This is a genomic window from Microcoleus sp. S1D4 (genome assembly GCF_036700765.1).
Taxonomy (GTDB): Bacteria; Cyanobacteriota; Cyanobacteriia; order Cyanobacteriales; family Microcoleaceae; genus Microcoleus.
In genome coordinates this window covers 341,277-367,158 of the sequence record NZ_JAUBPP010000002.1, presented here as the reverse complement: position 1 = coordinate 367,158, position 25,882 = coordinate 341,277, and the positions used below count along the sequence as shown (strand labels likewise).

Here is a 25,882-nt window from a genome sequence, read left to right as displayed (position 1 = left end):
ATAAAGGGGAAGCAGAAGCAATTAATTGTATTTTACCTAACTTTTCCTCAAGTTCAACTTCTCTTTGAGGAATTTGATTTTTTTGGGATAATTTGGCGGTGATAATTACTTCTTTTTTCCCTTGATTTTAGGCAATTCTCATGAGAAACTCTAAGATATTCATGGGATGAATGTCTGGGGGCTGGGTTTTGTTTGGTATCGCCCGCTTGCTAGAGAGAAAGGACATTTGAGGAAAGTAAGCGAGGGTTTCCATGTGCGGTTTGCCAAACGAGATGTGTTAAGTATATAAACGGTGGGCCGATCGCACTTTCAGTACAATGTCACTATTTCAACCTGTACATCCGCTGACTCTCTAACTCTGAGTGGGTGAATATCTCTACAATCCTTTGGCTGTCTGGGTTAGGAGTGTTTTAATATAGGGGCGCGCCGGCCGGCGATCTGCAGACAGTTAGCGTATTGGCACAAGCAAAGCGAAGCGGGGGAGAGTTTGTTGCTTGTTGCTCCTTCCCTCTTGGGAGAATCGAGCCACCGGAGGACAAATTTTGGGATTTCGCCCTCAAAGATGAAGAGAAAAAATAGAGCCAGCCGCAGCAATATCAACCAAAAGAATGATTCACAGACAAAAAGTTGCGTGTTATCTTTACGAGATACTTCATATACAAAAAAATTTTTTAGCTAAAAGGAGAGCAAAAAATGGAAACACCTACAGATCGCATACAAGAACCGGTGGGGACAAGAGAACTCGAATCAACACCTGTATCTAAAACAGTTTCGGCCCAAAAAGTGGCTGAGGTTAACTTTGAAACGACTCCTTTAGAAACACCTGCTTATGCTCAGCAGAAAGTTACCGTCGAAGAGTTGAAGATTAACGGCAACGATTTGGTTGCTAAGGTTAAAGAACTGATTCACGAAGGCAATATCCGCCGCATCATTATCAAAAATGAAGAAGAACGGATATTAGTAGAAGTCCCTCTGACTGTGGGAGTAGTCGGCGGAGTAATCGGTGCGGCTTTGTTTCCTGTGATTGCAGCAGTAGGTGCGATCGGTGCATTAGTCGCTCACTTGACTATCATCATTGAAAGAACGGATTAAAAAAAATCAGCGGTGAGAAGACCGGGCGGTTTCAACCGCCGTCTTCCTTTGATAAAATTTGGTTGAAGCCGCCGTCTGATCTATACCCTAAGAAACAGCTTGGTGAGCTAACTTAACTTTCCCTAAAGCCATCTTCCTGCTGTCAAAGAGTTTCATAACTCCCGAAGAAATGGTGTCGATGACATCAGGAGCACAGTAAGACAGAAACTCTTCCGACGTAATACGCTCTGCAAAAAAATCTTGAGCTTTCTTCAGGAAGTTTTCAGTTTCAGCAAAGCCGATAGATTTGATAATAAAGGTAGCTACGGGGGAGTTTTTAATATCATAGGGAGATTCTTGATTGCGTCCTATTGCTAACAAATCTAAAACCTCTTTTTCTAACTGACTTTCTAAGGGGTAGGCGATTTGTCTGTTGGGCAAATAATCCTCTAGAACCGATGTTTTAAAGCCGGGTGCGCGCAATTCTCCCATCATCGTTGAAAGGGGAATGTCGCGGCCCAAACGGTAGGAAAGAGCTTCTAAGATGGCGATGGTAATTAGTTTGATTCCGAGATAAAGTTTGGCAGCGGCGATATTTTTTCGTGTTTGGGCAATCATGTAAGTGTAGGTTTCATCGTCCGGTTCTTGCATGAACTGCTGGAAAACGAGTTCGGGTTTGAGAAAGTTTAAAAATCCTTCCATTTTTTGCAGAGATTCGCGGTATCCGCCAACAGTATAGGAATTGACATTGCTCAATTCGTGGTTGGTTTCCGGCATTAAGTTCCAGGTATTGTCTAAGAAATCAGAGGAATTTGGAGAGGCAAAATTCTCTACATCCCGATTTGATAGCCTTACAGAACGCTTGACAATTTCTACAGTTTCGGCATCAGTCCATCCGAAATCAAAATCGCGATTTATAATTACTAACCGCTGGTGCAAAAGTTCGATCGCGCTGAAACCCGAGGGCGACACCGGACGAAAAGGAATAGTAGCTTCGATGCAGGCGGAAATTTCGGCGATCGTACTAGCTGGCAAAAAAGGCTCTAAAGATTTGGCAGCAATCACAGCGCTCAAAAATTCGTTTTGGCCGCCAAAGGGCGAGAGAGCCTTACCGGGAAGGAACCCAAAGACACTGGCCACGAGCTGATACATGGTATCGTCGGGCAGTTCGGTTTCATCTTTAATAATTAACTGCGATCGCACTTCTTTGAGAAAAGGACAAAGGGCGCTGCTAATATTGAAACTTACGCCCTGATCGACTTGCACGTACACGAGGTCGTGAAATAGCGCAGCCAGCACCTCGATCGGATCGACTGACCCCCCAACCTCAAAAATGTGTTCCGACGTGTGAAAGAAGCGCCAAGGCCCTCTCATCGTTTGAATGATTAACTCAGCTATCTGTTCGAGCTTGGGAATGTCTGCTCGACCTCCCAATTGCTCGATCGACGTGACTAAGCAATCCAAACACCGTTTTTGTTCTCCCAAAAGCTCCATTTACGCACCTCCAGTGCATTCCCTGATTGTCTTGGACGCTTATTGCATGGTATCAAAACACGCTGCGATCGTGCCATGATTCGTGACTCAAAAATTGCAAATTTTAGGGTGAAAGAGGGGAGGGGGAGAGGGAAAGAGGGAGACGGGGCGAGGGGGAGAGAGGGAGAGGTAGGAAAAGGGAGCTCGGGAAATTAAATATTAAAAATTCCGCATTTGTGGCGATCGGCGGCAATTGGGCGGTTGGTATCATAAATTACAGTAAAGCTAATAAAAATTGGTAAAGTTTTGATGAAATTTTGATACAAGCTGTGGGTTGCTGACTATTCAGGTTTAAGCTGCTGCGGTGTAAATGCTGCGTCCGGCCTCAGCATAAGACTCGTAAACGTGCTGGTAAATTTCTTGACATTTGCGCTGGTACGCTGCGGTTGAGTAGCTTTCGGGCAGTTTATCTAACATTTCCTCGATCGCCACTTTAACCGCTGCCTTGGTTTGCTGTCGCCTGCGCCAATCTAACACTAATTTTTCTTGTTTGAGGGTTGACAAAAGTTCCTTGGCTACCTTCTTAACTTCCAGCTTTTCCTTCTCGGTTAAGGTGATATCTGGTTTAGTCAACAAATCAAAAATCGCCAGTTCTTCCTCTGATAAATTCTCGCCAATTGCACGTTTATCCTCAATATTTAGTTCCTGGGCAAACTCAACTAACTCGGCAAACAATGTTTCCACATTACCAGAACCAGCGTTGTATTCATCAATCATTTGCTGAAACTTATCGAGATAATTCATCCGGCTTTTGTTGAGGCGCAGCATTTGGGTTAGTTGGCTGCTAATTATGCCTTTGAGTTTCTCTGTTTCGGTGTGTTTGTAACCGGATGCAAACTGGGCTTTGAGGGATTCAAAGTCAATTTTGCTGAGGTCAATTGGTTGATTTGATGCGGGAATGATATAATTTGAAGTGCCGATGGATTTGTCCAAAATTTCCTCAACAGCGGCTTTGACTTCGGCAATATCCACCTGTGGGGTTAGACTTTTGATGCGCTTGGTAATTTCAGCAAAAGCATACAAACTAGGATTGAAGTCGCCAGATGCTGGGTCTGGGAGAATCGCTTTGTAGAGTTTGTTAACGTTCTGAGTTAGTGCTAGATATCGCTGTTTGGAATCGTCGTTTATCAGGATAAGTTCGACAGCATCATTCCACAGCTTGGTAAGGGCGAAAGCTTCGGTGGCGGCTTGGATTTTGTTAAAATTGATGCCGCGTTGGGTGCAGAATTGTAGGGTAAGATCGATCGCACTTCTCAATTCATCGACTAAGGCGGCTTTCGATTGTACCGGCGTGTCGCCTTCGGAGACATCACCGCCGGATGCGGAACCATAAATTGCTAGGGCTTTTTGCAAGTCGCGGAAAACGCCGATATAGTCTACAATCAGCCCGTTTGTCTTTTCCCCAAATACGCGGTTCGCCCTGGCGATGGTTTGCATGAGGGTGTGGTTTCGCATCGGTTTGTCGAGGTAGATAGTGGAACAACTGGGCGCGTCAAATCCTGTCATCCACATCGCGCAGACAAAGACGATTCGCAGGGGGTGATTCGCATCTTTGAATTTATCGTCTAATCCTGGTTTTTCCTTGGCGAGGCGTTGGCGGTGGGGTTTGATAGTTAAGCCTTTTTTGTTAAAGATTTCTTCCTCATTTTGGGAAGAAGAAATGATTACCGCCATGTCGGTTTCGGCGATGTATTGAATCTGGGCGGTTAGGTTTTCGTGTTCGGTGGTGTTGGCGGTGATGAGTTGGTTTTGTAATTCGGTTAAATACTGTTGCCAATAGTGCTGGACTTTGTTATACATTTTAACAGCAGTAAAGCGATCGATGGAGACAACCATTGCTTTACCTTGGTAGCCGCGCCCTAAAAAGTGGGCGACTATATCTTGGGCGATTTCGTCTAAGCGTTCATCTCGCGTTATTAGGTGCAATTCCCGCGCAAATTCGCGATCGACTTTATTCTCTTGGGCCTCATCTAAATCTGCTGATTCTATCGCATCGGCTATCTCTTCATTGAGTTCGCTATTGGTGAGTTCTAGTTGCGGGATACGGTTTTCGTAGAACAGGGGAACTGTTGCGCCGTCTGCGATGGATTGGCGGAAGTTGTAGATGCTGATGTAGTCGCCAAATTCGCGCCTGGTGGCTTCTTCTCCGACGAGTAAGGGTGTGCCGGTGAAGCCGATAAATCCGGCGTTTGGTAATGCCGTTCTCATGTTGGCGGCGTAGCTGTCGTATTGCGAACGGTGGGCTTCGTCGGCGATGACTATGATATTATGGCGATCGGAAAGTTGGGGGTAGGTTTCGCCTTTTTGGGTGCGGAATTTTTGAATTAATGTGAATACATAGCGGTGGTCTTCTGTCAATAGTTGTTTGAGATGTTCGCCGCTGTTCGCCCTGACTGTTTTTTCGGGTTCGGTGACTGCGCCGGTTTTGGCAAAGTTTTTATATATTTGGTTGTCTAAGTCGTCGCGATCGGTGATAATTATAAATGTCCAGTTTCCGGTAATTGTGCGGTGGATTTTCTGGGAAAAGAACTGCATCGAGAAGCTTTTGCCGCTGCCTTGGGTGTGCCAGAAAACGCCGAGTTTGCCTTGATTTTCGCGGATGTTTTCTACGGCTTCCAGGCAATTGTTCACGCCGAGATATTGATGATTTTTGGCTACGAGTTTGATTAGATTGCCTTGTTCTTCGCTAAATATGGTGAAGTTTTCGACAATATCTAAGAGTTTGGTTTTGTCGCAAGTGCCGCGAATTATGGTTTCGAGGGAGATGATGCCTTGTTCGCCTTCGCTGTTGATTTTTTTCCAGTCTGAGAAATACTCCCAGGTGGCGGTGAGGCTGCCGATTTTGCTGATGCTACCGTTGGAGAGGATAACGATGCTGTTGTACCAAAATAATTGGGGAATTTCTTTTCGGTAGTCGCAGAAGTTATTTTTATAGGCTAGTTCGACTCTTTCTCTGGAGGCTTTGAGTTCGATAAATATCAGGGGAATGCCGTTTATGAAACCGATTAAATCGGTGCGGCGGGTGTACATTTCCCCGGCAATCCAGAATTGGGAAGCGAGGAAAAAGTCGTTGTTTGTGGGGTTTTTCCAGTCGATGACGGTGACATTTTCGGTGATTTCTTCGCCGTCGTCGTTGCGGTAGGTGACAGTTACTCTATCTTTGAGGAGGTGGTAAATTTCGCGGTTGGCGTTGGCGAGGGTGAGGGCGTTTCTGTCGCGGATTAGTTGTTCGATGGCGAGGTTAATTGCTGGTTTGGGGAGGTGAGGATTGAGTTTTTCTAAAGCTGGTTGTAGTTTGGAGATGAGGACAACTTCGCTTCTGGTTTCTCGCCCTAGGTTGCTGGTGCCGCTATTCCATTCGCTGTAGCAGTTGGCGGTGGTGTAGCCGAGTTTTTCAAAGAGGGCGACGGTTTCGAGTTCTAGGGCTGCTTCTGAGTTGGGGTGGGGTTGAGTCATGCGGCTATTTCTCCGGTTTTGATGTCGAGGTTTTCTACGTCGATTTCGCCTGAGATGAGTCTTGGAAGGAGTAAGTCGCGGGTTTGGCGGAGGTTATCACTCCTTTTTAATAGATTCTTCTTGAGGACAAGTAGCGGTTTAACAAACAGATTCAAATGTTCTAATATTTTCTGAGGTGGTATAACTACTGGCCGACCATGAATATCATTCCTATTTAGTGTTGGAACTGCTGCACCAGAGTTATATTGTTCTAGCTTCAAATCACTCAATAAATAGAAGGCATAAAGCGGTGTAACCCGACGAAATTCTTTTACCCACAGGGTTGTATTTAGAGGCCAAAAATCCTTATCAATATAAATTACAGTTCCTAGAGAACCACTTCGCCCAGTTACTACACCAGGCGCTTTTACTTTAGCTTCGTTATGAGTTCCGGTAACTCCCGTTGAGGCATAAATTGGAATATTACCCTCTTTACGCTGTTGAGTTGGCAAGTCGAACCCTCTCTGGAGAATTAGCGCGTCATCTAATCTGCCAACCTCCCAGCCTTCAGGAATCAGCCCTAATTCTGAATCTACCATCTGCACCTGTTCGTGGCCGGGAAAGCGGAATTTGACGAACCACTCGCGGTAGATCGATCGCGCCATCTCCTCCAATATCTCAATCCGCCGTGTGTTATTCTCGATTAGGCGATCGTACCCTGACAGAATCGCAGCAATTTTCCGCTGGATCGGGAGTTCATGCACTTCAATTTCAAGATTTCCAAAACTGCTTTTATTTACATTTTCACGGCCAGAAGCAGAGCCTGCGTTTAAATGTTTAACATGAGTAATATATGTTTTCAGTAAATAGTAAATATATATTGGCTCGTATAGAGATTGGTCAACAATAATGCTGTTAAGTTGCTGATTTGTAAAACTAGGTTTACTCGTAAAGCACATTTTTCCTATTGTTCCGATACAAACGACACAGATAGAATTTTTAGGTAGCAACTTTCGTTTCTGGTAGTCACACCCTTCATCAGATAAGGTCATTTCAGTTTTAAAAATGTATCGTTGATCGGGACTTATATCTGATGGTTTGATAAAAGGATATTTACCACCAAAATATTCTTTTTGTTGAGTAGGCGGTGTTGTTCCAGTTACGACTTCTCCTAAATCTTTAATTTTTACTGTTTGTCTTGTGTGTTCTAACATCATACTTAAATTTGCTCCAACAATATCATTACATTCTCACCAATTGTTTCCTCCAACCCCCGCGCCTCAACATTCAAAATTTCCAACTCCTCATTAAACTCCTCCAACCGTTCCACAAAATCAAAATCATCCGCCTTTGGTATTTGCTCTAAAAACGCGAAGTTAATTCATAATATCATACCTTTTTATTCCTCATCCAACTCTGAAAACAGCGATTCTAAGTCCCGATATCCACTCACGACACGAGCAATATCAATTCCATCTTCCCTGGAATAATAAAAAATGATATAATCGTCAACAATAAACCCTCGTAAACTAGGAGATAGCTGGCTATATTTTTTTCCCATATTAGGAAAACCAGCCACAACTTTACATCGCTCTCTAATTCTATCAAAAAGCTGACTAGCAGCACTGGAATTATTCCGAGCAATATATTCGCAAATTTCATTTAAATCTCGAATCGCATCATCAGAGAAAGAATAGGTACTCATAGTTGCGACTAAAAATCAGAGCGAATTTTCTCCTGCAACCGGGCAAAAACTACCTCGCCATCAGTTACTTGTCCTCTGGCGATTTGCTCAGTACCACTAGCAATTTTTAGCCTCAATTCTTCTAAACGCTTCTGTTCGGAAGCGCGATTTTGCTTTTCTAGCAATTGCAATGCTTCACTAATCAACTGCTCAATACTGTTATATTTCCCCCCTTCTAGTTGCGATTTAACATAGTTTTCCTGTTCAGTTGTTAAGGTTATATTCATTGTCTAAGTGCCTCCAAAAATCCTTAAATTAGGTGAAATCAGATAACGACTCATTTTCTATTTTGACGTGCTTGTTTAAATTTCTCTCGCATCCTCGCAACAACAGCTTCCCCATCTAATCCTTCCCCTCTATCGAGTTCTGCAATCCCTATATCAATCTTCTCCCGCGTTTCCTTTATCCATTGTTCGTACTCACCCTGAAGCTTTTCTAACAAGCGAAAAGCCGTATCAATCACTTCCTCCCGATTGGCAAATTTCCCACTCGCCACTTGAGACTGAATAAATTGTTCGTGTTCGGGTTTTAAACTAATACTCATGGTAACTCCTACAAGTTCAATAATTGCGCCACATTCTCACCAATTGTTTCCTCCAATCCCCGCGCCTCAACATTCAATATTTCCAACTCCTCATTCAACTCTTCCAACCGCGCGGCAAAATCAAAATCCTCCGCCTCCTGACGTTGGGCCACCCCCACATAACGCCCAGGATTGAGACTCCATCCCTGCGCCTCAATCTCAGCTAATGTTGCTATTTTACACAACCCCGCCACATCCTGATAAACCTTGTCTGGGAAAGTTTCAATCAGCATTTCGGCATCAGCCGTCAACTCTGCTTTTTCCCCTCGGTACAGCCGCACAATATTTGAGATAAACTCAATCTGTGCTTCGCTAAACTCCCGATGGGCGCGGTCAATTTGCCTGTAAATATGCCGCGCATCCACAAACAATACTTTATCTTTGCGAGGGCTTTTCACCTTCCGCCTGTCAAAAAACCACAGCGTACAAGGTAAAGTCACCGTATAAAAGAAATTAGAACCGATCGCAATCATCACATCCACCGCCCCGGTTTCTATCAACTGGCGGCGAATCTCCAACTCCGAGCCCCGCGCATCCGATGCCGAGTTTGCCATCACAAACCCCGCCCGTCCGTTCCCATTCAAAGCAGTATAAAATAGCTGAATCCAGAGATAATTTGCATTGTCGGTAGTCGGCGCGCCAAAGGGATAATGAGGGTCGCCCTTAATCTTTTCTCTGTCAACTCCATTCACATTAAACGGCGGATTCGCCATCACAAAATCAAACTCACCCACGCTGCTGTGAATATCTTGATAATAAGTGTTACCTTCCCGGATATTTCGCAAACCAGAAACCCCGTGAACTGCCAAGTTCATCTGGCATAGTTTCACAGTTCCGTCTACCTTTTCCTGACCGTAAACACTAATAACTTGATTCGGGTCAAATCCTAACTTATTCCTCACCCGAATTGCACTCTGTACCAGCATTCCCCCAGCACCGCAGGCAGGGTCTAAAATTCGCCCGCAATTCGGCTCTATGACCTCGACAATCAGCTTTACTAGGGAAATTGGAGTAAAAAACTCTCCGCCTTTCTGCCCTTCTTTCTGAGCAAAATTTCCCAGGAAATACTGATAAATTTCCCCAAAGGCATCCTCAGTAATATTTGCTCTGGGAATCCGATTTAAGATTTTCAACAACTCCCGCAGAATCGGTTTTTCCAAGCTGTTGTAATTTCTAGGCAAAGCGCCGCCCAGTTCTTCGTTCTCATCGGCGATCGCCTTCATGGCCGCATTAATCGCCCCGCCAATATCCTCTGCTTCCGGGCGATCGAGCAAATAATCAAAACGCGCCGTTTCCGGCAAATAAAGCGCTCCTTTTGCCTGGTAATCCGCCTTACCCACGGTGCGCCGCCTGCTGCTGGTGCCGGCTGCAATTTGCTGTGAAACCAGGGCAAATTTATAGTCAGCGTAGAGCAGAAAAACCAACCCCAAAACGGGGACGGAATATTCCGAAGGCTTGAGTTTGGAGTTGGCCCTGAGTTCGTCGGCTGCTTCCCAAAGGCGTTTTTCGAGTTCGGTATAGTTGGCTGGCATTGTTGGCGTTATTTTCCCAAGTTCTTGATGGATTTCCTCGTCTTCGGCAACAACAAACAGCACCGCCTCGTACAAACTCTTATTTTAGTTGAGAGATGGGGCGATCGCATCAAAGCTTTGAGCATCGGAATTAATATTACCCGAAATCAGGAGACGGCCCCGAAATCAGGAGACGGCCCCGAAATCAGGAGACGGCAATGCCGTTTCCCTACAATATTATTTTGGGGTAGGGACACGGCATTGCCGTTTCCCGAAAAGTCACGGCTGGTACACGGCATTGCCGTTTCCCGAAAAGTCACGGCTGGGACACGGCATTGCCGTTTCCCGAAAAGTAAATGAATTTTCAGCTTTTAGAGAGATGCAAAAAGTCGCCCGATCGCTACACTATTAACTAGGAACTCAGCAATTTGGGAGACTAGGCGGCGTGAAATTCGTGTCCGACCCGCGAATAACAGTCAAAATCAGCAAAATGAACGAGCGGGTGCGGTGGCAAGAACAGGCGATAGTCGATCGGGCGATCGACCAAACTCGGATTGTTTTAGAAACTCAAACCAGCGACTCTCCAGAGTTTTCATTTTTAGTCGCAGGCGACAGCGGCACGAGCAACCACCGCGGCCACAACCCGCAGCGGCAGATTGCCCAGCAAATGCTCTCGCAGCGGGAAACTTGCCGTTTCGTCCTCCACACGGGGGATGTAGTTTATCTCGTCGGTTCCAGCGAATATTACTTGCAAAACTTTATTCGCCCCTACCGAGAATTTATCGTCGGCGGCGAGCATCCTTCTCGGATTGCTTACGATCGCATGGTGTTTAACTTTCCGTTTTTGCCAGTACCGGGAAACCACGACTATTACGACTTGCCCGTAGTCTACGGCCTGCTGTCGGCAACAGCTTTGCCGCTGCGGAAGCTGTTGGGCACCAAGTTGGATCTCGATGTTGGCTGGCACGGTTCCGATCGCGGAAATGCCTACGCTAAAGCATTTCTCGACTACCTGAGGGCTCACAAATTGCCGGGAGAACTCGATCGCCACCTAGACACCCACTACACCGCCAGCACCAGCACAGGCCGCTGCATCCGCTACCAACCCGGAAGCTTTACCCGCTTACCCAACCGCTATTACACCTTCCGCAGCGGCGGCATCGACTTCTTCGCCCTCGACTCCAACACCTTCAACGAACCCTTGCCGCTGCCGAAAACCAAACAAGGCGACATTCGCCGCCGGAATTTGGAAATCGAGCGCCAGCAGTTGGAACAAGAAAAATTGGCAATGCTGGAAATGTGCGATCGGCTAAACCCCGAAATTCCAGAACAAGCCGAACAGCTAGACGACTTGGGCGCCAAATTAGCGCAAGTTGACGAAATGCTGATGGATATTGACAAACAACTGTCCTCCGACAAAACAGCCACCGACGTGGAACAGCTCGAATGGCTCGAAAGGCGACTGATTGACTCTTGGCGCGATTCAGACGTGCGGGGGCGGGTAATTTACCTGCACCATCCCCCCTACGTAACCGAGGCGACAAAGTGGAATCAAGCTCAAACTTTGGCCGTGCGGTTGCGGTTGCGCGAGGTACTCGACGGGGTGCGCGATGCAGTTGGAGAAGTGGCGGGCGGGCGATCGCTAGTAGATTTGGTGCTGACCGGCCACGCCCACTGTCTGGAACACCTGAAGACTGGGGATACCGGACACGGCGACTCTGGGATTAATTGGATTGTTTGCGGGGGAAGCGGTCACAGCCTGCGCCGCCAGCGCCCGGAAGGGCCGGTGTTGGAGGAACCATCAAGTCCTGAAGCTTATCGGTTGGGGCGCGAACCGGGTGTCAAAACAGCCGGCCGGCGGGTAGCGGAATCTTTGCTATTTGTCGGCCGCAGCGGTCAAGGTTCCCACAAACGCCGTCCTTATTCGTGTTTGCGGATTGATGTTCTTGACGGGACTCCCCCCAAGTTCCGAGTCACACCTTTGGTTGTCGAACGATTTGAGGGCAAATGGCAGGATATCGCGATCGAACCTTTTGTGATTTAACTTTGTTTCTACGTTCGATGGTTCCGACTTGGGCGATCGGACTTTTATGAAAAACTGAGTCCGAACGATCGAACTAATTGCATTGTTGGCGATCGGGATTGAGTTTTGCCGAAGCAAAAAGCTTAATTCCTAAGTTTGAAACTCTCAAAATTCTGTCTCGCACTGGAAAAATTTTAATCTTTGCACTCAACTTAATTCAGGAGAAAAATTCAATGATTGCCAACTTAACCGCCACCGGTTGGGAAATTATTTATCACCGCGCCCACGCTTTGCTGGCCGCCCAACTTGGCGGACAGTGGAAGCGCTCGAAATCTCCGATTCGCCTCTACGAAACCATAGCCGCGATTTCCCACCACGACGATTTAGAAAAAGAGTGGGAAGAGCATATTTTGACTGAAGCCGGCGCGCCCTTTGATTTTACCTTGGACACAGAAACTTCAGTGCCTAAAATGAAAGGATTGACGGAGACTTCTATATATCGGGGGCGGTGGGTAGCAATGTTGACTTCCATGCACATGAGCTATCTTAATGAAGGAAAGCGGGGAGAGTCGAAGGAACTAAACGATTTTTTGGACGAACAACTCGCCAACCAAAAAAAATGGCGCGAGGAGTTGAAAATTTCTAAAGAAGAGGCAGAATCAGCTTATGCTTTTTTCCAGTGGTGCGATCGGCTATCATTAATTCTGTGCAGCCGCGAGTTGCCCGCCGGAGAACGATCTTTAGAAATTAGTGTCGGCCCCGACGGAAAGCGCTACGATATTCTACAGCACAGCAACGAACTCGTAACTGTAACTCCTTGGCCTTTTGAAGACGATAAGTTTACGGTGAACGTCGAAGCGTGCCGCTTAGATAAAGTCAAGTTTGACAGCAATGAGGAAATCAAAGAAGCGCTGGCAAAAGCTCCGCGCGAAGTGTTAGAGTGGACTTTTGTCAAGTCTTAATCAAACCTTTGAAAAATAGGTGAGGTTTGTTTTCGGAGTTGCTCGTTACCAGGTTGCTCGTTACCAGGCATTGCTCGTTACCAGGCATTGCTCGTTACCAGGCTCTGCCTGGTAATGCAGATCCGGAGGCTCTGCCTCCTTCTTTCTTGCAACTTACAAAAGAGAAGACTGTAGTAGTTGTTTAAGTTATTAAGTTTTCGCTCCCAAGAGCGATTTATGGGGTCGAAACTTCGATACAAACGGAAAAAAATCGATGATTTCAATTCAGCCATTACCTATTACCAATTACCGATTATCAACTATGAAACGTTCAGCCTGCCTAATCTTTAATCCCGTCGCCGGCAACAGAGACCCAGACCAAGACTTGGCGATAATTCAGGATATTTTAGAGCCGTTTATTGACTTAGATATTGTGCTGACAACGCCAGAAATAGACGCAGATCAACTCGCCCACGAAGCAGTTGCTAGGGGAGTTGACGAAATTATTGCTTCTGGGGGCGACGGCACACTATCAGCAGTTGCTGGGGCGATTGTCGGCACAAATATTCCTTTAGGAATTATTTCGCGGGGAACAGCAAATGCTTTTGCTAATGCTTTAGAGCTTCCGAATACAGTTGAAGCCGCCTGCGAAACTATTTTGGGAGGGTTGAGGCGGGTGGTGGATGCGGCGACTTGCAACGGTAAAATGCCGATGGTTTTGTTAGCTGGCGTGGGTTTTGAGGCGGAAACTGTCGAATTAGCCGATCGCGACATGAAGAATCGCTGGGGAATGCTGGCTTACATTCTGTCGGGAATTAAACAGTTAAACAATCTAGAAAGATTTGAAGCAGAAATCGAGACAGAAGATAAAATCGTCAGCGTTACTGCTGTAGCCGTCACGGTGGCGAATGCAGCGCCGCCTACTTCGATTTTAGCTCAAGGCCCGGCGGGGATTATTTTTGATGACGGCTTGCTGGATGTGACGCTGGTTGCGCCTGAAAATCAAGCTGGGGCGATCGCAGTTTCTTATCACCTATTGCAAACAGCTTTGACTGGCAATCCGAGCGATCGCGACGACATAGGTTATTTTCGCGCCAAAAAAGTAAAAATTAGTGCCGATCCGCCTCAGAAAGTAGTTGTAGACGGTGAAATATTCGGCATGACTCCGATTACTATTGAGTGCGTTCCCGGAGGTTTAACTATTTTTGTACCGCGAGTTGAAGAAGAGCAAGCAGTGGAAAAACTCACCGGTTTAGCAGATATCGAAATTACATTGAAGTAGAATTATAGTATTTCGAGTTCTCATATGAGGTGCTGTCGGGCATAGGGCATAGGCCTCCGTGGGCATACCTCACAACGCGATCGAACCGCTATAGCTTTTAGACAAATCCATAATAAGGTTTGTAGTGAGGACTTCAGTCCTCAGAACTCAAGTGTTAGCGAAGAAGGACTAGAGTCCTCACTACGAACCTTAATTTTTATGCTTCTAAAATTTGGCGAATTCGGCGCTCTAAACCCACATTCAGCAGATGTGATTCATCTTACTGGTATTTTTGAAAAATCAAAGCCAGCATTTTTTTAGTCTAACCTTTTTAAGTTTAATTTCTATTTTGTGTGAAAATTAGTAGACAATATCTCAAGTTAAATCCAGGTGTTTTTCTGTGACAATGACTTGCTCAATTTATCAGACAATACCTTCCAATAAATCCAGAGGTTTTTCGACCATAATTATTATGTTGATAAAGTTGATTGGCTAGACAAGTATCTCAATTTGACTTCAAATCCCCCTGATTAAATAATCAGATAATATTAACGACAGACTGTCCCTAAACAAGAGAGAATTTTTCGATGTTCTACCGTTAAATTGCTTCTACTCTCTGAGGATTTTTTACGAAGACACTTGAAGTAAAAAACAACGGATCTTTCAGCAATTTAAATCCTATTTCTGTAGATTGTTGGGCTTTGTATTCTTTGAGTACGCTCTCCTTACTCAATTCATTCTTGTCAATAATGTTTGTTGCTAAAATAAATCTTCCTGCCCAGTTTTTCAGATTCACTTACTTCTAATTTAGTCTCTAATTCACCTGTTATTCGATAATTTATTTGAGTAGTTATGACCAATTTACTGGGTCTACCTGATTGCTCATATTCGGCTATTTTTTGATAAATAATATGGTTAATTTTATGATATTTGAATGAATTTGATAATTTTTCGAGAGCCATTTTAGCATTCGGTTCACAAGCAACATTTGGCTGGGATAGCTTGCGTATAGAGGTTGATGCTTTTTGTTTTTCTACTTGCTTATTTACTTGTTCAATACTAGATTTTTTCCTCGCTTCACTTTCTACGATTAACCATTAACCATCTTTGCTTGACTTCTCCATAATCACTTTCTTTTTCGACCATTTTATATCCTGATATTTCACTCTCTGTCCATTGGTGAGCTGCGATATTTAATATTGCCTCCTGAGCCATTTTTATAGTTAAAGGAACTCTAGTTTTCCATTTCATTTATCTCATAGCGATGATATTATCTTTGGTATACAAGGCACTATCTGCTACATTTACTCCTTCAAAATTCCAGGACTTTTTGAATTCTTTTAATCGCTCTACAAATACACTTTTGTCATCGATATTTCCTGAGTCTATTTTTAAATATAATGGTACATCTCCATCTCCTGTACAAATCATGTCAACAATAAATTGCTTGAGGTCTGGTCGATGCTCCCTCGAATATCCATGTTTGAGTTCTATGGTTTTCATCTCTGATTCATGCGATGATTCTTGAATTTTCACTTCTGACTCAATCTTAACGGCTTATTGACTCCTTTTTCTGACGGCTTTGCGTACTCCCCATGTACATACATTGAAGTTCCATCCAAATGAATGCTCTTCATTTTTACTTGAAATTTTTCGGCAGCTTTTATAGCGATTGTTGTAAATAGTTGTGTTGTGCCTGCTGCATAATATTTGTCTAAGGCTCTGGCTAATTGGTCATCATTTAAATCTGATGGTAATACTCCTTCTCCAATCAGATGTGATGTTGCTTTGCCGACAAAAAATTGTTCAAATAAGTATCAAGGGGCGCTCAAAAATCCTAATCCATTCAAAATCATTGCTTTCATTACTTGTCCGGGAGTTAGGAGTTCTTTTTCTTTGATACCGATTTGTTTATTCACTAATTCTACCAGTTCCATTTCATCGATAATTTAGGCTATTATTCCTAAACGATCTATGTTGAGGACTTTTATTTCGACTGGGGGCTGATTCCTGATTTTTTACACCTGTGTTCCTGACTCTATTATATACTTTTGGAAATACTTGATACCGTTGCTATATGTTGATTTCATGGCTTTATGCCGACAAATTTAAAACTATTAAATTTGTCTAAATATCTGCAAAATGTGGGTTTTAAAGTCCGCAGGCGCGGACTTTCTTATTCGGGTACCCGAAATTCAAAACCACAATCAAATTCAAATTAGTTTGTAGCGAAGACTTCAGTCCTCAAAAGTTTACAAACTTAGGTCATTTTACCGAAGATGATATCAAGGAGTAGTGGTCGTAGTTTGTGGCTGCATTTGCTGTAGCTGAAGTTGTTGCTGCTGAAGTTGAAGTTGCTGATTTTCAACATTTATTTGTCGCTGTCTGTCTTCAAGTTGCAAGCGTCTGTCTTCAGCTTGCTGCTGTCTGTCTTCAGCTTGCTGCTGTCTATCTTCAGCTTGTCTTTGTCTCTCTAGCTGTCTGTCTTCACGTTGCTCTTGTCTGTCTTGACGTTGTTCGCGAAGCTGTCTGAGTTGATTTTTTCGCTCAAAATCTCCTCCCAAAAATAAGTTTTGAAAAGCGTTGATGGTTGCTTGAAACCCAGTAAAAACTCCGCTAACAGCGTTGATCCCTGTTGCAACTCCTATCACTGGCTGCAAGAAACTGTTGATATTGTCTCCTACCCTGGTATAGCCCGATCGCGCTACGAGAATCACATCATTGTTGCGGAGAACTGGGTTATTGTCAGGATTCAACCCTTGAGCAAAATCCACATCGATAGTGCGGCGAGTAACAGTACCGTTGGGGTTCAAACGCAACAGTTCCACCTTGTCTTTTTTCGCCCGCAATTGATTGAAACTGCCTGCAGTCAGCAAAGCTTGGTGCAGGGATGTACTGGGTTTAACCAGTAAAGCTCCAGGCCTGATTACTTCCCCCACAACATTGATGCTAATCGCGTTTGGAGAGAAACTCGTACTTCCGATTTGGGAAACTTCAGTCAAGTCTACAGTAGATGCTGTCGGGATAATTACGCTATCACCTTCTTGCAGCAAAATATCTTGAGTAGAGTCGCCTTTTTGCAGCAAATCCCACAGATTTACCATGATGGTTTGTTCGTTGCCGCCTTTGACTTGGCGGCGGATTTGCACGCGACGGATATCGGCTTCTGTAGTGATACCGCCGGCAATTTTGAGGGCTCTAGTTATTGTTGGCAAGCCCACAACCGCCCCTTGCTGCTGGTCGATAGATACAAAACTCAACTCTGTTTGTTGGTTGGTCGATCGCACATCGGAAGCAAATACAGTATAAGGCCCTGGCCGGTTCACTTCTCCAACAATTACCACACCAATTGGTTTAGTAATATCAGCGGAAAAATTAGCACTGGCTCTTTGACGGACTTCTTGAGTATTGAGGGCACTTGCTGTCGGTACAAAAATTGTATCGCCATCTCGGATCGTGACATCTTGGCTCAAATTTCCCGTGTCTAAAAAATCCTGCAAATTCACAGTAGTAACTTGCTCAGCACCTCCTGTGCGGGAACGGCGAATTTGGACGTTTCGCATATCTCCTGCTGACGTCACCCCTTTTGCAAGTTGCAGCATTTCCATCAAAGTCGGAAATTTTACTCCTCCTCCGCTTCCTTCTCTGGCGGGATTAATTTTGTAGGAACCGGGGCGAGTAACTTCACCTGCAATACCTATATTTAGGGGGCGAGCGAGCATCAGAGTCACGGTGACAACGGGAACATTAATGAAGGGTTCGTAGCGCTTGGTAATGACGTTAGCGGCTTGTTGCAGCGTCAATCCTTGAATTGAGACGCTGCCAATGATTGGCAAATTGAGCGTCCCGTCAACTAACACTTGATATTCTTTGCTGAATTCTGGAACGCCGAAGATATCTAAAGCAATGCGATCGCCCGAGCCTAAAGTATAAGCTGCTTCTTGTGTCAGCGCACCCGAATTGCCTAAAGGCAAACTCGAACCCGGAGGTGGTGGAGGCGGTACTCTCGGTTGGTTTGGGTTCCTAGCGGGCGCAGGATTTCTGACGGCAGGCAACTGAGCTATACTGGGCAGCGAACTCAATAGCACCAGGAGTGCTGACAAACTCAGACTTGTAGCGGTTTGAATGGTATGTTTCATCTTTCTTTCCTGGTTGCAGCCTGCCATTGAACAAGAGCAATTTAGCTAGTGGATTTTAGTTTATTTTCCCTGCTGTCCAGTGTAGCCTCGCTTCGCTGCAAAATCCACAAGTGCAAGCATAAAAATTGTACTATCGCACTTAACTATTTTGCCCCTTTTTTGTAAAGAAAGTGTAAAGCCCGCCCACTGTTCTCAGGATTAGGATCTCGTTTGAGCAAAATTTTTCATACATAACTCGCGATACAAATCAACCCGCCACAGAAAGGGGATAGGAAAAAACCACCCTGATTTGAGGTAAAATGTTAAATAATTCTCTCTGCAGGACAAAGACAAGTGTCACTAAAATTGGATAAAGTAATTCCTTGGGGACGCTGCTTGGATGAATACATAGGAATGTTTAGCCTGACATCAACCGATCTCAAGCTAGCAATTCTGGATTGTGCGGGCGGCCCGGCGAGTTTTAATGCCGAAATGACTCGCCAAGGTAAAAAGGTAATTTCTTGCGATCCAGTTTATCAGTTTACGGCGGTGGAAATTGGCGATCGCATCCAAGAAACATATCAAACTGTGATTGACGGTGTTAAGGCCAATTTAGACGGCTATTTGTGGAACAATTTTGAATCGCCGTACCAGCTAGGCGAAGTGCGGATGAAGGCGATGCAGGAATTTTTAGCAGATTTTCCCTCTGGTTTGGAGCAAGGCCGCTACATAAATGCTGAATTGCCAGTTTTACCTTTCGAGAACGGTCAATTTGATTTAGCTTTGTGCAGCCATTTCTTATTTGCTTATTCTCATCTGCTTTCGGAAGAGTTTCATATAGAAGCAATTACAGAAATGTGTCGGGTTGCAAAGGAAGTGCGGGTATTTCCGCTGTTGCAGAGTTTTAGCGGGGAGGAATCCGAGCACTTAAATCCAATTATTGCCGAATTGAAAAATAGAAGTTTTCGTGTGGAAGTTCAAGAGGCTCCCTATGAGTTTCAAAAAGGCGGAAATAAGATGCTGCGAGTTACCAAGTGACTGCTAAATCGCGTCTTTATAAACTTTCGTCTGCACAACTCAGGTTGGACGCTGTTGTCGTCCGTGATAAATTTGCAAAATTAGGACTTCATCGTTTAGGATAGCGTAATGTAGAACAAAACCCACTTTCCCAAAGGTCACAATTAGTTTGCGCAGACCAGGGGCTTGTTCAACGATCGCACCTCTTTGTGGATATGTCTGCAAACTTTCTGCCACCTCTACAATCTTTTGAATCGCTTTAACCGCAAGATTGGGGTCAGTTTCGGCCAGGAATTGGCGATGCCGATCGAGTGCTGCTAGGGCTGGGGGTGTCCAAATTACTGAGGGCATGGCAATTCGCGATCGCTTCCTAAACTATCGGCCCATTCCTTAACCCGATCGCCAGAAACACCTATCTTGCTAGTCTGGTAATCTTCCAAGACGGAGAGACTGCTTGCGATGGTTTGTTCTTCGCTAAGGGGGTGAAACTGGTTTGCTGTATCAATTTCTCCCCACTGATATCCCTCATTTTCCTCCACAATTTCTGCGATTAAGCGTTCAAAGTCGCTGAGATTAGCGTTGGACAGATTCAGCCATGAAAGCACGATCGCCTTAACTGCATCGCTAGGCATGACCTGAATTTGGGCGTGGAGTTGCTTTATAGATTGAGCCATTGGATCATAGAGAGTGACTGATTCAATTCTAGCGCAATGTCAAATAGTTGCGATGATTATAACGCACAGTACGGTAAAATAAATTAAAGACTTTAATAGAAATCGCCCGCAGCCAACTTAACAAGAACTAATGCCACAAACAGTCTGGATCGCACGCCACGGAAACCGCATCGACTTCGTTAACCCCGACTGGTTTCTCACCGCAGAACACCGCTACGATCCGCACCTTTCCGAAGACGGTCACGTTCAAGCAAAACAACTCGCCAATCGCCTCAAAGGTGAAGGAATTTCTCACATTTTTGCTTCCCCTTTTCTGCGTACTGTCCAAACAGCAAATCACGTGGCCAACGCCCTCGATTTGTCAATTAAACTAGAATGGGGACTGTGCGAATGGCTGAATCCCGAATGGATGACGGAAATGCCGGAAACCCTCTCCGTCGAGGCTTTGTGCTCGCGTTTCCCCAGAATTGACCCCTCCTACAAACGCGGCATTCCCAACTATCCAGAAACAGCCGAATATTGCCTAAACAGGGCTGGGGAAACTGCCAAACGCCTCGCCGCTGAGTTTCCCGAGGATATGTTATTAGTAGGTCACGGTGCGTCGGTTTTGGGAAGTGCGATCGGGCTGGCGGGCGGTGTTGAAACGGAAATTAACGCTTCTCTGTGCTGTTTGGTGAAAGTGGTGCGCGGTGAGGGCGAATGGTCGATCGCACTTAATGGCGATACTTCCCACCTCACCGACACTCAAGCTGTTGTTCGCTTTAATTAAAGTTGAAATTCGTGCAAAAAATCGCATTTTATGCTATGTGTGTAAGGTGCACACTCCGCACCTTAGGTTTATTTGATCTCGATCGCACATTTTAAATTCAAAATCTTAAATCAGTATGTCTGGACACAGTAAATGGGCGACTATTAAACGCCAAAAAGCGAGAGTTGATTCCGCTAAAGGCAAGGTTTTTGCTAGAATATCTCGCGAAATAATTGTCGCCGCCCGCAGCGGAGTTCCCGATCCCGCTGGTAATTTTCAACTGCGGACTGCTATTGAAAAAGCCAAGGCGGCTGATATTCCTAGTGAAAACATAGAAAGGGCGATCGCCAAAGGTGCCGGTTTAGCCGGGGGAAGTTCGGAATTAGAAGCTATTCGCTACGAAGGTTACGGTATTGGCGGAGTTGCGATTCTGATTGAAGCGCTGACAGACAACCGCAACCGCACAGCGGCTGACTTGCGAGAAGCTTTTACTAAAAATGGCGGAAACTTGGGCGAAACAGGTTGTGTGGGCTGGATGTTTGACAACAAAGGAGTTTGTACGGTACGCGGCCCGATTGATGAGGAACAATTGTTTGAAGCGTCGCTAGAGGCGGCTGCGGAATCTTATGATTTGATATTAATTGATGAGGATACTGAAGGTGCAGAGGTATTTACAAGCGTGGGTAATTTGGAACAGTTGGCTGATGTTTTGAAACAAAAAAGTTTTGCAGTTTTACAGTCGGAAACTCGCTGGATTCCCAGCAATACAGTGGAAATAGATACTCCTGAAAAAGCTCGATCGCTCCTTAAGTTAATGGATGCACTGGAAGATTTGGACGACGTGCAAAGCGTGACGGCTAATTTTGAAATGAGCGATGAATTGATGTCTTCGGTCATGGTTTAATGGTTGAAAGATGAGGGATCGGGAGCGTCCTGCTGGCACTGCAAAAGACGAAAAATCGCCAGCGGGACGATCGCGCTGCACTATTACCAGGAAACGCATCCCCATCTGTAGGCGAGGGGGGAGTGTCAATCCAACGCATTGCTGAAAAAGCTGCATTGAAAATCTCAACCCACACTAAAGCCATGCTAGATAACAACGAAAGCAAAAGAGACAGCACCCACTCAGAAGAAGTTCTGTCAGCAACCGAAGTATCAGAAACCAAGGATCGATCCGAATCGGAGGTGCAGGCTAAACCAGGGGATAAATCCAATTGGTTCGGTTCCGTTTTCGGAGCCGTCTCTGCAAGGGCGAGTGCGGTAGGGAATGCGGTAGGGAATGCCGGAAGTGCGATTGTTAATACCGCGAGTGCGGTAGGGAATGCAGCAGGCACTGCTGGAAGTGCGATTGTTGATACCGCGAGTGCGGTGGGGAATGCAGCCGGCACTGCTGGAAGTGCGATTTTTGTTAATACCGCGAGTGCGGTGGGGAATGCAGCGGCGAGTGCGGGAAGTGCAGCAATGCAAGTTCCCAATTTTTTTGGTTCATCCCTAGTTTTTATTTCGCAGAGTCCTATCCTGAAAAAACTGACCCAAAAGTTCAAAATCGACTGGTTAGTTAATGCTATAGATGCTGTTGATGTCGTAAATGCCGAGGCGCAAGTTCGAGAGTTGCAGCGCCAATATCCTCACGATAAACCTCAAGAAATCGCACATCGCTTAATGGTGGAAAAAGCCTTGCTAGCGGCAGGAAGTGGCTTGGTTAGCAGTTTAGTTCCGGGCGCAGCTTTGGCATTTGCTGGCATGGATTTAGCGGCAATGACGGCGTTATCTGCCGAGTTGGTTTATCAAATTGCTGCCGCCTATGGAAAGGATTTGCAATCGAGCGATCGCCAAAAAGAAGTTGTCGCTATTTTCGGTTTATCCTTGGGTAGCAATTTAGCGATCGAAGCTGGAGTTACCCTTGTCAGCAATATTCCCTTGGCGGGTGCCGTGATTAATGCTAGCGCCAGTGCAGCAATGATTTACGCGCTGGGATACGGTGCTTGTCGGTTTTATGAGGCGCATCTCGATTCCTCGAAAATCGAAACTAAGCTGGGAGATTTACGAGAGGTATTGCAAGCGGAAAGTGAGCAATATTTAGAAAAAGCGATCGCACAACAAACCGTAATGGATTGGATTTTGGTGTATGTCGTCTATGCCAGCCAAAAATTTACCCGATGGGATCAGTTATTACCGGAATTACAAGCAACGAATTTAAATCCCAGGACTTTAGCTGAGATTGAAGCTGTGACAAATAAGTCTAAATTGCTTCCCAAGTTGGATATTTTACTCGCACAACTCGAACTTGACTTTGCCGAACCACTTTTAAAGCGATGCACTGAGATCATCGAGGCTGACGGTGAAATTAATCAACAAGAGGGGAAAATTTTGCTGACAATTCAACGGGCTGTTTTGAGCAAAAGAAAGCAAGCGAAAAAACAAGCCCCGCCAACTTTGATCGAGGATGCGGTATCGCCACCCACTGAAGCACAAACTGAAGTCCAAGCTGCATCACAAATTCCCTTTTTATCTTCTGATTCTCCTTCTACTAATAAGTTGAGTTCGAGTCTGCTGCAAAATTTCCAAAAAATCATAAAAGTTGCTGGGCGATTAGACGTGCCAAAGATTGCGAATTTAATAGATACTGAATCACAAGCTCCCCCCTTATCTTCTCATTCTCCTTCTACTAAGTTGAGTGCAATTCTGCTGAAAAAATTCAAGCAGATTTTAGCAGGTTCTACGCGGTTAGAAGTGGCAGAGATTGGGTATTTAATCGATCAGGTCGATCGCATGACGGGAGAAGAGTTTGAGGAATTTTTAGCCTGCTGTTTCCGCAATCTCGGTTATGCGGTCGAAATGACACCGAAAACGGGGGATTTTGGTGCGGACTTGATTCTCTCTAAAGCCCGCAAGAAAACCGTTGTCCAGGCAAAACGCTATCAAGGAAAAGTGGGAAATTCCGCCGTGCAAGAAGTGGTTAGTGCGGTTAAGTATTACGGGGCCCAGGATGCGATAGTTATTACAAACAGTATGTTTACATCCAATGCTCATAAACTGGCTCAAGCGAATGGGGTACAACTCTGGGGAAGAGAACAGTTAATTGATTTAGTGATTCGAGCTAAAAAATAACGGATAAAGGATTTACGCATAAAGGCAAAGAAACCGGGTTTTTACCGAGGCTGCGGGCAGAAACTCGTTTTTTGGTGAAAAAAACCCGGTTTCTGACTGCCCGTGCGTCCATAAATTATTTTTTTCCTGTCAGCAAATAAGTAACCATATATCCCTTTCCCTTGATTTGAATTGCGCCGCGCTTCTGAAATGTATATTTATCTTTTAATATTTCGTAGGTTTCGGCGGTGACTTGAATGCAGCCGGTTATGCCGTGGGATTCCATGCGCGAAGCAATATTTACTGTGTCGCCCCAAAGGTCGTAAATAAACTTTTTTAGGCCGATGACGCCAGCAACTACAGGGCCACTGCTAATGCCGATCCGAATACTGAAAGGTTCCGAATGCTCTAAACTCAGCAGCCTAATTTCATGCAGCATATCGATCGCCATATTGGCGATCGCCTCGGCATGATCTTCTCGCGGCGTAGGTAAACCGCCGACAACCATGTAAGCATCACCAATAGTCTTAATTTTCTCTAAACCGTGGCGATCGGCCAAATGGTCAAAAGCCGAAAAAATATCGTTGAGAACTTCCACCACCGCAGTCGCCGAAATTCTCGACGAAAGCTCTGTAAACCCCACAATGTCGGCAAACATCACAGTTACTTCCGCAAAACTTTCGGCGATATTGTGTTCGTTGTCCTTCAAACGCAGGGCGATGGCTGCCGGCAAAATGTTCAACAGCAATTCCTCGGACTTACCTTGTTCGAGTTCCAACTGTTGGTAAGCAGTCTGCAACTTTTCGGCTTGGCTAATTCTTTCTCGGGCTAGCTTTTCGATTTGGGCGGTGCGACTCAAAGCTGTCAGCATATATGTCACTGGAATCAGAGTCCACAGCATCCCCATCGTCAGAGTTCCCCAAGAGCGCCAGTGCTTGCGAATCTTGCGAATTTCCGCAGTTGCTGACACGTACACAGACCACTGGCGGCCGCTAATTTTTACCAGCCTTTGGCAGGCTTTGCGATCCAAGTCTCGATCGTCTTGAATCGGGCAGTTTGACCGGAGATCGCGTTCTGCAGCGGCCGATGCGGTCAGCACTTGTTGGCTGTCTGGCTGGAAAATCAACCCAAAATGCTGAATTTGGCTCAAAGCCGCCTGATTTTTGACAACTCGGTTCCCCCTTAGCGGTAACAGCGACCGTGCTTCTTGCTTGTCTGAAGCCTCGTTGCCGAGATAAATGGTGAGGTATTCGGTATTGCGTCCTTTTAAAGAAGCTTGAAAAATATCTTTGCCTCGAAATATGCCCAGAACAAATCCTTGCAGCAGTTGGCGGCGGGATTCGAGGGTAGTCGGTTTAGCGCTGTTTTGGTAAATCGGAACCATTACCAAAAGACCGGGTTCCGGGAAATTCTCCTCACTTAGGCCGATGTAGCTGGTGACAGTCATTTCTCCGGTATCGCGCGATCGATCGAGAACCGCGCTGATTTTTGGGGCCGAGGCTAGGTCAAAGCCCAATGTTGTCTCGTTTCCGGCTGTTGGTTCGACGTAGAAAGCCGGAAAGTATTCGGAACGCTGGCTGGCCTTACGCAGTTCTCCTCGGGGGCTGCGCTCTGTAATCTCGAAGCTGGAGTCGGTTTCGGTTCTGGCTTTGGCTTCGTAGTTTTGCCGCTCGGAATTGGGGACGCGGGGCACCCAAGCCAACAGTTGCAGGCTGGGGTGGACGGATAGGGGACGGCCGACAAAGCTGGCAAAAGATGAGCGCTCGACGGCGCTGAAGGCTTTCATGTAGTCGCTGAGGGCGAGCACTGTGTCTAAGTCGGAGTTTAGCTGGCGTTCGATGCCGATCGAAATATCGTCTATGCGGCGGTTCATTTCGTAGTCGCGGCGCTTGTCTTCCCAGTCCCAAACCAAGGCAAACGCTAGGGCAGACATTCCCACACCCAAAACGAGCGTCAACCCGGCTGGAATGTAGCGAGACCAGGAGAAAGGTAGTTTTTTCAGCATAATTGCCTAGTAAATAAGGGCAGCAGATGGGCGCACCGCTGAATGCGATTAATTTTGGCCTCTGAGTGTTGTTAATTCAAAACCCCGATAACTCAAGCACCGACGGCAATTGGGCATTAAAAGTTAGA

At 45.6% G+C, this 25,882-nt stretch carries 24 protein-coding genes and 1 pseudogene; 9 read left to right on the top strand and 16 right to left on the bottom strand.

Translation table 11 applies throughout. The features are described 5' to 3' along the window. Window positions 1–127: 127 nt before the first annotated feature. Window positions 128–253, bottom strand: a complete 126-nt coding sequence (locus QT998_RS03895) for a hypothetical protein (protein ID WP_333093276.1) — start codon at window positions 251–253, stop codon at window positions 128–130. A 440-nt stretch (window positions 254–693) separates the two neighbouring features. Between QT998_RS03895 and QT998_RS03890 the strand changes: the two genes are divergently transcribed. Next, window positions 694–1,092, top strand: coding sequence for a DUF4342 domain-containing protein (locus tag QT998_RS03890; protein WP_194010291.1), 399 nt, complete (start codon window positions 694–696; stop codon window positions 1,090–1,092). A gap of 87 nt (window positions 1,093–1,179) precedes the next feature. Here the strand turns inward: QT998_RS03890 and QT998_RS03885 are convergent, their stop codons facing one another. From QT998_RS03885 to QT998_RS03855, 7 genes are all read right to left on the bottom strand, one after another. Continuing rightward, window positions 1,180–2,565: a hypothetical protein gene (locus tag QT998_RS03885; RefSeq protein ID WP_333114242.1), complete on the bottom strand. Its 1,386-nt coding sequence runs from the start codon at window positions 2,563–2,565 to the stop codon at window positions 1,180–1,182. 330 nt (window positions 2,566–2,895) lie between these two features. Then, complete coding sequence (locus QT998_RS03880) at window positions 2,896–6,060, bottom strand: type I restriction endonuclease subunit R (protein ID WP_333114239.1); 3,165 nt, start codon at window positions 6,058–6,060, stop codon at window positions 2,896–2,898. Then, window positions 6,057–7,256, bottom strand: coding sequence for a restriction endonuclease subunit S (locus QT998_RS03875; RefSeq protein WP_333114235.1), 1,200 nt, complete (start codon window positions 7,254–7,256; stop codon window positions 6,057–6,059). Before QT998_RS03875 ends, QT998_RS03880 begins: the two co-directional genes overlap by 4 nt. A 182-nt stretch (window positions 7,257–7,438) precedes the next feature. Then, complete coding sequence (locus tag QT998_RS03870; RefSeq protein ID WP_333114233.1) at window positions 7,439–7,744, bottom strand: type II toxin-antitoxin system RelE/ParE family toxin; 306 nt, start codon at window positions 7,742–7,744, stop codon at window positions 7,439–7,441. 8 nt (window positions 7,745–7,752) lie between these two features. Beyond that, window positions 7,753–8,010, bottom strand: a complete 258-nt coding sequence (locus QT998_RS03865) for a ribbon-helix-helix domain-containing protein (RefSeq protein WP_333114231.1) — start codon at window positions 8,008–8,010, stop codon at window positions 7,753–7,755. Window positions 8,011–8,060: 50 nt separating this feature from the next. Then, window positions 8,061–8,327, bottom strand: a complete 267-nt coding sequence (locus tag QT998_RS03860; protein ID WP_333114229.1) for a ribbon-helix-helix domain-containing protein — start codon at window positions 8,325–8,327, stop codon at window positions 8,061–8,063. 8 nt (window positions 8,328–8,335) lie between these two features. After that, a complete protein-coding gene (locus tag QT998_RS03855) occupies window positions 8,336–9,898 on the bottom strand; it encodes a type I restriction-modification system subunit M (protein ID WP_333114228.1) in 1,563 nt (520 codons plus the stop codon). Between the two features lie 27 nt (window positions 9,899–9,925). Between QT998_RS03855 and QT998_RS03850 the strand changes: the two genes are divergently transcribed. From QT998_RS03850 to QT998_RS03835, 4 genes are all read left to right on the top strand, one after another. Then, window positions 9,926–10,237, top strand: coding sequence for a hypothetical protein (locus QT998_RS03850; RefSeq protein WP_333114224.1), 312 nt, complete (start codon window positions 9,926–9,928; stop codon window positions 10,235–10,237). Window positions 10,238–10,367: 130 nt separating this feature from the next. Continuing rightward, window positions 10,368–11,921: a metallophosphoesterase family protein gene (locus QT998_RS03845; protein ID WP_333114222.1), complete on the top strand. Its 1,554-nt coding sequence runs from the start codon at window positions 10,368–10,370 to the stop codon at window positions 11,919–11,921. Between the two features lie 98 nt (window positions 11,922–12,019). Further along, the gene (locus tag QT998_RS03840; protein WP_333217925.1) at window positions 12,020–12,862 is read left to right on the top strand and encodes a DUF3891 family protein; all 843 of its coding nucleotides are present in this window, start codon (window positions 12,020–12,022) and stop codon (window positions 12,860–12,862) included. A 301-nt stretch (window positions 12,863–13,163) separates the two neighbouring features. After that, complete coding sequence (locus QT998_RS03835) at window positions 13,164–14,123, top strand: YegS/Rv2252/BmrU family lipid kinase (protein ID WP_333114218.1); 960 nt, start codon at window positions 13,164–13,166, stop codon at window positions 14,121–14,123. Between the two features lie 577 nt (window positions 14,124–14,700). On the opposite strand, the gene QT998_RS03830 is transcribed toward QT998_RS03835, so the two are convergent. The 5 genes and pseudogenes from QT998_RS03830 to QT998_RS03810 all read right to left on the bottom strand — a co-directional run bounded on the left by QT998_RS03830 (window position 14,701) and on the right by QT998_RS03810 (window position 18,241). Continuing rightward, the gene (locus QT998_RS03830; protein WP_333114215.1) at window positions 14,701–14,898 is read right to left on the bottom strand and encodes a hypothetical protein; all 198 of its coding nucleotides are present in this window, start codon (window positions 14,896–14,898) and stop codon (window positions 14,701–14,703) included. 281 nt (window positions 14,899–15,179) lie between these two features. After that, complete coding sequence (locus QT998_RS03825; RefSeq protein WP_333114213.1) at window positions 15,180–15,353, bottom strand: hypothetical protein; 174 nt, start codon at window positions 15,351–15,353, stop codon at window positions 15,180–15,182. Then, entirely contained in the window at window positions 15,354–15,638 is a 285-nt protein-coding gene (locus QT998_RS03820; RefSeq protein WP_333114210.1) for a hypothetical protein, read from the bottom strand. After that, a pseudogene (locus QT998_RS03815) lies at window positions 15,635–16,039 on the bottom strand (DUF4277 domain-containing protein). Before QT998_RS03815 ends, QT998_RS03820 begins: the two are co-directional and overlap by 4 nt. A 348-nt stretch (window positions 16,040–16,387) precedes the next feature. After that, a complete protein-coding gene (locus QT998_RS03810; protein ID WP_333093100.1) occupies window positions 16,388–18,241 on the bottom strand; it encodes a polysaccharide biosynthesis/export family protein in 1,854 nt (617 codons plus the stop codon). Between the two features lie 333 nt (window positions 18,242–18,574). On the opposite strand from QT998_RS03810, the gene QT998_RS03805 reads away from it, so the two are divergent. Further along, window positions 18,575–19,258 carry a class I SAM-dependent methyltransferase gene (locus QT998_RS03805; protein ID WP_333093099.1) on the top strand — a complete coding sequence of 228 codons (684 nt, stop codon included), beginning with the start codon at window positions 18,575–18,577 and terminating at the stop codon, window positions 19,256–19,258. Between the two features lie 39 nt (window positions 19,259–19,297). Here QT998_RS03805 and QT998_RS03800 read toward each other — a convergent pair whose 3' ends face one another. Both QT998_RS03800 and QT998_RS03795 read right to left on the bottom strand, forming a co-directional pair. After that, window positions 19,298–19,588, bottom strand: coding sequence for a type II toxin-antitoxin system RelE/ParE family toxin (locus QT998_RS03800; protein WP_333093098.1), 291 nt, complete (start codon window positions 19,586–19,588; stop codon window positions 19,298–19,300). After that, on the bottom strand, window positions 19,576–19,911 hold the full coding sequence (locus tag QT998_RS03795) for a hypothetical protein (protein WP_333093097.1): 336 nt from the start codon (window positions 19,909–19,911) through the stop codon (window positions 19,576–19,578). Before QT998_RS03795 ends, QT998_RS03800 begins: the two co-directional genes overlap by 13 nt. Before the next feature lie 130 nt (window positions 19,912–20,041). On the opposite strand from QT998_RS03795, the gene QT998_RS03790 reads away from it, so the two are divergent. From QT998_RS03790 to QT998_RS03780, 3 genes are all read left to right on the top strand, one after another. After that, window positions 20,042–20,680, top strand: a complete 639-nt coding sequence (locus QT998_RS03790) for a histidine phosphatase family protein (protein ID WP_333114206.1) — start codon at window positions 20,042–20,044, stop codon at window positions 20,678–20,680. A 115-nt stretch (window positions 20,681–20,795) separates the two neighbouring features. Beyond that, on the top strand, window positions 20,796–21,563 hold the full coding sequence (locus tag QT998_RS03785; RefSeq protein ID WP_333093095.1) for a YebC/PmpR family DNA-binding transcriptional regulator: 768 nt from the start codon (window positions 20,796–20,798) through the stop codon (window positions 21,561–21,563). Window positions 21,564–21,685: 122 nt separating this feature from the next. Beyond that, a complete protein-coding gene (locus QT998_RS03780; protein ID WP_333114203.1) occupies window positions 21,686–23,770 on the top strand; it encodes a restriction endonuclease in 2,085 nt (694 codons plus the stop codon). A 115-nt stretch (window positions 23,771–23,885) separates the two neighbouring features. Here the strand turns inward: QT998_RS03780 and QT998_RS03775 are convergent, their stop codons facing one another. Beyond that, complete coding sequence (locus tag QT998_RS03775) at window positions 23,886–25,754, bottom strand: adenylate/guanylate cyclase domain-containing protein (RefSeq protein WP_333093093.1); 1,869 nt, start codon at window positions 25,752–25,754, stop codon at window positions 23,886–23,888. Window positions 25,755–25,882: the final 128 nt, after the last annotated feature.